The 6,186-nt window shown below is 72.6% G+C and carries 7 protein-coding genes and 1 pseudogene; 4 read left to right on the forward strand and 4 right to left on the reverse strand.

Going from position 1 to position 6,186, the window contains the following annotated elements:
• Window positions 1-29: 29 nt before the first annotated feature.
• Both A5730_RS22285 and A5730_RS22290 read left to right on the forward strand, forming a co-directional pair.
• The gene (locus A5730_RS22285; protein WP_067905400.1) at window positions 30-656 is read left to right on the forward strand and encodes a lysozyme inhibitor LprI family protein; all 627 of its coding nucleotides are present in this window, start codon (window positions 30-32) and stop codon (window positions 654-656) included.
• A gap of 21 nt (window positions 657-677) precedes the next feature.
• The gene (locus A5730_RS22290) at window positions 678-1,439 is read left to right on the forward strand and encodes a class I SAM-dependent methyltransferase (protein WP_067905414.1); all 762 of its coding nucleotides are present in this window, start codon (window positions 678-680) and stop codon (window positions 1,437-1,439) included.
• A gap of 77 nt (window positions 1,440-1,516) precedes the next feature.
• Here the strand turns inward: A5730_RS22290 and A5730_RS22295 are convergent, their stop codons facing one another.
• On the reverse strand, window positions 1,517-2,443 hold the full coding sequence (locus tag A5730_RS22295) for an RluA family pseudouridine synthase (RefSeq protein WP_067905402.1): 927 nt from the start codon (window positions 2,441-2,443) through the stop codon (window positions 1,517-1,519).
• Window positions 2,440-3,039, reverse strand: a complete 600-nt coding sequence (gene lspA, locus A5730_RS22300; RefSeq protein WP_156745894.1) for a signal peptidase II — start codon at window positions 3,037-3,039, stop codon at window positions 2,440-2,442. Before lspA ends, A5730_RS22295 begins: the two co-directional genes overlap by 4 nt.
• 70 nt (window positions 3,040-3,109) lie before the next feature.
• Here lspA and A5730_RS22305 point away from each other — a divergent pair, with 70 nt between their 5' ends.
• The gene (locus tag A5730_RS22305) at window positions 3,110-4,036 is read left to right on the forward strand and encodes an asparaginase (RefSeq protein WP_067905416.1); all 927 of its coding nucleotides are present in this window, start codon (window positions 3,110-3,112) and stop codon (window positions 4,034-4,036) included.
• Here the strand turns inward: A5730_RS22305 and A5730_RS22310 are convergent.
• Window positions 4,001-5,386, reverse strand: a complete 1,386-nt coding sequence (locus A5730_RS22310) for a DNA polymerase IV (RefSeq protein ID WP_197506318.1) — start codon at window positions 5,384-5,386, stop codon at window positions 4,001-4,003. The two genes, A5730_RS22305 and A5730_RS22310, sit on opposite strands and share 36 nt — an antisense overlap.
• Window positions 5,387-5,434: 48 nt before the next feature.
• Here A5730_RS22310 and A5730_RS22315 point away from each other — a divergent pair, with 48 nt between their 5' ends.
• Window positions 5,435-5,929: a hypothetical protein gene (locus A5730_RS22315; RefSeq protein ID WP_067905408.1), complete on the forward strand. Its 495-nt coding sequence runs from the start codon at window positions 5,435-5,437 to the stop codon at window positions 5,927-5,929.
• Between the two features lie 36 nt (window positions 5,930-5,965).
• Here the strand turns inward: A5730_RS22315 and A5730_RS25265 are convergent.
• Window positions 5,966-6,186: pseudogene (locus tag A5730_RS25265) on the reverse strand (hypothetical protein); the annotation flags it as partial.

Consider the following 6,186-nt stretch of genomic DNA (forward strand, 5'->3'; position numbering starts at 1 on the left):
GTGTGGCCCGCAGCGGGTAGTCAGCACGTATGCGACTGCTCGCCGCCGTCATCGCGGCACTGGTGCTGGGCGCCTGCGGCGCGAAGACGGATCCACCGCCGGCCGGCACCACCCCGGCGAGCACCGCCAGCACTCCCCCGACCGCGGCGGCGCTGGACTGCGCCCGCCCGGGCAACGCGGCCCAGCAATCGGTGTGCGCCGACCCGCAACTGACCGACCTGGATCACCGCCTGCAGGCGGCGTATCAGCAGGCATTGACCCGGCCCGGCACCGACCAGGGGGCGCTGACGGCCGCGCAGAACGGCTGGGCGACCGCCCGCGACGGTTGCGCGCAGAACCCCGAGATGCGCACCTGCCTGCTCGAGGCCTACCAGACGCGGCTGGTGCAGTTGGCCATCGCCGACCCGGGCACCCTGAGCCCGCCCGTGGTCACCTACCAGTGCCCCGCCGACGCGGGGCCGCTGACCGCGCAGTTCTACAACGAGACCGACCCGCCCGCGGCGGTGCTCAACTGGAAGGGCAACCAGCAGATCCTCTTCCTCGAACCGTCCGGCAGCGGCGCCCGCTACGGCCGGCAGGGCTTCCAGTACTGGGAACACCAGGGCGAAGTCAGGCTCGACCTGAACGGCACCAAGTTCGTCTGCCGCGCGCCGTGAAGAGTGCCTAGCATGCTCGACATGACCCGCACCTTCGACGACCTGCTGGCGGAGGCCGACTCAGCGCCGGTCGACGGCTGGGATTTCTCCTGGCTGGACGGGCGGGCCACCGAGGAACGCCCGTCGTGGGGTTACCAGCGCCAGATGAGCCGGCGCCTGGCCAGCGCATCCGCCGCGTGCGACCTCGACACCGGCGGCGGCGAGGTGCTCGCGGGGGCCGAACGGTTTCCGCCCGCGATGGCCGCGACGGAATCCTGGCCACCCAACGCCGCCCTGGCCACCCAGCGCCTGCACCCCCGTGGCGTGGTGGTCGTGCTGACCGGCGACGAGCCGCGGCTCCCGTTCGCCGATTCGGCTTTCGACCTGGTGACCAGCCGCCACCCCATCGAGGTGCGATGGCTCGAGATCGCCCGGGTACTGCGGCCGGGCGGCACCTACTTCGCCCAGCAGATCGGCCCCGCCACGATGGCCGAGCTCGTCGAACACTTCATCGGGCCGCAGCCGCAGAAGTGGGCCGAGTTGCACCCGGACGCCCAGCGCGCCGAGGCCGAGGCCGCCGGGATGCAGGTGGTCGACATGCGCATGGAGCGGATGCGCGCCGAGTTCTTCGACGTCGGTGCCGTTATCTACTTCCTGCGCAAGGTGATTTGGACCGTGCCGGACTTCACGGTCGACGCCTACCGCGAGCGGCTGCGCGAACTGCACGAGCGCATCCAGGCCGACGGGCCCTTCGTCGCGCACTCGGTGCGCCTGCTCGTCGAGGCGCGCAAGCCGGCTGAGTGATCGCAAGCGCGGCGAAGCCGGGCGCTGGGGGGCACTCCCAGCGAAGCTTGGGGGACGGGTCGAAACCATCAGAATGATCAGCCCTGGGCGCGCAGCACGTCCAGCGCGTGCTGCAGGTCGGCCGGGTAGGGGCTGACGATCTCCATCCGTCGGCCATCGGCCGGGTGGGCGAACGACAGCGAGCGTGCGTGCAGCCATTGACGTTGGAGCCCAAGGGATTTCGCGAGTTTCGGATCGGCCCCGTAGACCAGGTCGCCGCAGCACGGGTGATGCAGCGCGGAAAAATGCACCCGGATCTGGTGCGTGCGGCCGGTTTCCAGGTGCACGTCGAGCAGGCTGGCCGCGACGAAGGCCTCGATGGTGTCGTAATGGGTGAGGCTGTGCCGGCCGTCGGTCGTCACCGCGAACTTCCATTCGCCGCCGCGGTGCCGCCCGATCGGCGCGTCGATCGTCCCGCTGGACGGATCCGGATGTCCTTGCACCAGCGCGTGATAGCGCTTGTCGACGGTGCGCTGCTTGAACGCGCGCTTGAGTACGGTGTAGGCCCGCTCGGACAGCGCCACCACCATCACCCCGGAGGTGCCGACGTCGAGGCGATGCACGATGCCCTGCCGCTCGGGCACGCCGGACGTGGTGATGCGGTAACCGGCGGCGGCCAGCCCGCCGAGCACCGTCGGCCCGGTCCAGCCCACCGACGCGTGCGCGGCCACCGCGGCGGGCTTGTCGACCGCGACGATGTCGTCGTCGGAATACAGGATCGTCATGCCCTCGATGTCGACGGGCGTGTTCTCCACCGGCGGTGGGGCCTCGGGCAGGCGCACCTGTAGCCACGCGCCGCCGGTCAGCCGGTCGGACTTGCCCGCCTGCACGCCGTCCAGCTCCACGCCGCCGTCCTCGGCCAGGGCCGCGGCGGCGCTGCGGGACAGCCCGAGGAGGCGGGCCAGTCCCGCGTCCACGCGCATGCCCGCCAGCCCCTCGGGGACCGGCATCGAGCGATCCGTCAACGCTGGCCGGCCCTTCGCCTGCCCGGGGTGTCGCCGTTGGCCTTGCGCCGACCAATGGTGTCGAAGTCGTAGCCGAAGATCGACAGCACCACCAGCAGGATCGCGCCGCCCACCACCGAGGGGTCGGCGACGTTGAACACCGGCCACCAGCCGACCGAAAGGAAGTCGACGACATGGCCGCGCAGCGGCCCGGGCGCGCGGAAGAAGCGGTCGACCAGGTTGCCCATGGCGCCGCCGAGGATCATCCCGAGCCCGACCGCCCACCAGGGCGACACCAGCCGGCGCCCCATCCAGAAGATGCCGACCACCACGCCGGTGGCGATCAGGGTCAGCACCCAGGTGTAGCCGGTCGCCATCGAGAACGCCGCCCCCGAATTGCGCACCAGCGTCCAGGTCACCGTGTCGCCGATGATGGGCACCGGCTGACCGGGCGGCAGCAGTTTGACGGCGAGCACCTTGGTCACGATGTCCAGGGCCAAGACGATCGCCGCGACCGACAGCAGCAGGCGCAGCCGCCTCGCCGGGCGTTCCGGCTCGGTGGTCGGCGCGTCCTCGGCCTGCTCGGTCGACGTCACGGGCTCAGGTTCCTCGGGCACTCTCACATCATCCCCCAATGGGCACGCGGGCCGGCCGGTGTTCGCGGTCGGCGTGCGCGATGATTCCACCATGGGCCGGCTCACCGTCATCGCCACCGGAGGCACGATATCGACCGGCACCGGCGCGGACGGCGTGCACCGGCCGTCGTACGGCGCGGCCGATCTGGCGGCCGGTCTCGACGTGGACGTCGTCGACGTGCTGGCGGTGGACAGCTCCCAGCTGGTGCCCGCCGACTGGGACCGGATCCGCGGGGCCGTGGGGTCGGCCATCGAGGGCGGCGCCGACGGCGTGGTGGTCACCCATGGCACCGACACCATGGAGGAGAGCGCGCTCTGGCTCGAGCTCACCCATGACGGTGACGTTCCGGTCGTCCTCACCGGCGCCATGCGCAGCGCCGACGCCCCCGACGCCGATGGGCCGGCCAACCTGCGCGCCGCCCTCGCCGTCGCGGGCAGCCCCGGCGCCCGCGGCCTGGGCGTCCTGTTGTGCTTCGCCGGCCGGGTGCTGCAGCCGCTGGGGCTGACCAAGGTGGCGACCAACGACCTGAGCGGATTCGCCGGTGAGCTGATCGGCACGGTGAACGGCGGGGTGACGCTGGCCGGCACGAAGACGCGGCCCCAGCTCGGCGCGCTGAGCGCCGCCGCGGCCCCGCGGGTCGACGTCGTCGCCGCCTATTTGGGCAGTGACGGCGTGGCCCTGGACGCGTGCGTGGCCGCCGGGGCGCGGGGCGTGGTGCTCGAGGCGCTGGGTTCGGGCAACGCGGGCGACGCGGTGGTCGACGCGGTGGCCCGCCATTGCCGCGCCGGGGTGGCCGTCGCGGTCTCCACCCGCGTCCCGGGCGGCCGGGTCGGCGCGAGCTACGGGCCCGGGCACGCCATGGCGGCCGCCGGCGCGGTGATGGTGCCCCGGCTGCGACCGCCCCAGGCCCGGGTGCTGATGATGGCCGCGCTGGCGGCGGGGCTACCGGTCGGCGACGTCATCGCCCGGTGGGGCTGAGACCTCGTTGGCCTGCAGCTTCCCCAGGTAATCCGGCCAGTCCAGGGAATCGACCGGGTTGGCCTTGACCAGCTCGGCGGTGTCGGCCGGGAACGTGCGGGCCGGGCCCGGGCCCGTGCTGCGGGTCTCGAAGCGCGCCGTGACGACGCCGTGGCCCGCGCCCTGCACCCAGCCGTGCCCGAGGTCGGGGTGCGCGACGTCGTCCCCCACCCGCCACCCGGAATCGTCGGGCGCCGGCGCGAACATCGCCTCGGTCGCCGTCTGGACGGGTTGCCCCTCGGACGTCTCCCCCGCCAGGTCCAGGTCCGGGAACAGCGACTCCTGACGCACGTCGCTCAACCCCGAAAAGCCAACGCCCAGAAGGCGAATCGGCCCGATCTCGCGTGGGTCGAGGAGCAGCCGCCGGGCCACCGCGACCAGCGCGCCGGGCTCGGTCGTCGCGTACGGCAGCGTGGCCGAGCGGGTCAGGATGCTCATGTCGGACTTCTTCAGCTTCACCGTGACGGTGCGGGCGCCGCGGCCGTCGCGCAGCAGCCGCTGATGCGCGTGCTCGGCGATCGGGTCGATCGCCTCCCGAAGTTGTTCCAGGGTGGTCAGGTCGACGGCAAACGTGGACTCGGAGCTGATCTGCTTGGCCTCGGCGCGCTCGGCCACGGGGCGGTCGTCGATGCCGCGGGCCAGCCGGTGCAGCGCCGGCCCGATCGTCGCGCCCAGGATGTTCGCGGCCTCGGCGTCGGTCAACGCGGCCAGCTGGCCGATGGTTTCGATGCCCAGCCGATTGAGCTTCTCCTCGGCGACCGGGCCGATGCCCCACAGCCGCCGCACCGGCAAACCGCCCAGCAGCGCCCGCTCCTCGGCGCGGCCGACCACCCGAATGCCGTCGGGCTTCGCCAGCTCGGACGCGATCTTGGCGATCTGCTTGCCCGAGCCGGCGCCGACCGAGGCGATCAGGCCGGTCTCGTCGCGGACCCGTCGCCGCAGGCCCTCGCAGAACGCCTCGACGTCCTCGGCGGAGGCGCCCGCGAGATGCGGCGGTTCGCCGAAACCCTCGTCGAAGGACAGCTGCTCGACGACGGGCACCACGCTGCGCACGGCGTCGAAGACGCGCCGGCTGGCCACCCCGTACACCACACCGCGCGGCGGCAACACCACCGCGGTCACGCCCACCATGCGGCGGGCCTGATGCATCGGCATGGCCGAGCGGGCGCCGAACACGCGGGCCTCGTAGCTGGCGCCGGCCACCACGCCCCGCCCGCCCAGGCCGCCGACCAGCACCGGCCGTCCCCGCAGGGTCGGCCGGGTGAGTTGTTCGACCGAGGCGAAGAACGCATCCATGTCCAGGTGCAGCACCCAACGGGACTCCACGCAATCGATGCTATGGGTCTAGCGTCGGTTGTTATGGACGTCGCCGACGACGCACCGAGGTCTCGGTGGGGGCGCCTGCGCCACCAATGGAACGAGCGGCTGCAGCCCGGTGAGCAGGCCACGGTGTTGGCCTGGGCGTCGTTCACCCTCACCTTCGCCGGGCTGCGGGGGCTCACGCACTGGATCCGCGCCGGCCACGGCCCGTCGGGGGGCGGTATGTCGATGGGCGGCAAGCACTTTCACCACTACAACATCGGCATCGGGATGCTGGCGACGGTGGCCGGGGTCGGGCTGCGGGGCACCGACAGGCAACGGCGGCACCCCGCGGCGGCCGTCGCGTACGGCGCCGCGAACGCCATGATCGTCGATGAGCTGGCCCTGCTTCTGGACCTCAAGGACGTCTACTGGGCAAGCGATGGTCGCGAAAGCGTCGACGTGGCGGTGGGCCTGATCGCCGCCGGCGCGACCGTCGCGGTGGGCATGCCGTTCTGGCCTCATGCCCACCGCGCGCTGCGCTCGCGAACGTAGGCGAGACCGGACCGATGTGTCCGGCCTCGCCCGATCTCAGGGATGCTGCGGCGGTTGTGGGTGGATCGGCTGCGGGTGAACCGGCTGCGGCGGGTGACAGGCGAGGCACTGGATCGGTGGGTGGCCGCTCGGCGCGGACTGGCCACCGCCCTGCTGGCTGCCACCTTGGTAGGGCGGCACCGGTATCGGAACGGGCACGGGCACGATCACCGGCGGGGCGTTGACGGATCGCTCGATGCCGGTCCCCGAGGGGCGGG

Source organism: Mycobacterium sp. ACS4054 (assembly GCF_001667275.1).
In the GTDB taxonomy this organism is placed as follows: Bacteria; Actinomycetota; Actinomycetes; order Mycobacteriales; family Mycobacteriaceae; genus Mycobacterium.

Excerpts from the sequence above, each read along its gene's own strand:
- A5730_RS22315 (WP_067905408.1), top strand. The coding sequence starts at position 5,435 with ATGGACGTCGCCGACGACGCACCGAGGTCTCGGTGGGGGCGCCTGCGC.
- A5730_RS22305 (WP_067905416.1), top strand. The coding sequence starts at position 3,110 with ATGGGCCGGCTCACCGTCATCGCCACCGGAGGCACGATATCGACCGGC.
- A5730_RS22290 (WP_067905414.1), top strand. The coding sequence starts at position 678 with ATGACCCGCACCTTCGACGACCTGCTGGCGGAGGCCGACTCAGCGCCG.
- A5730_RS22285 (WP_067905400.1), top strand. The coding sequence starts at position 30 with ATGCGACTGCTCGCCGCCGTCATCGCGGCACTGGTGCTGGGCGCCTGC.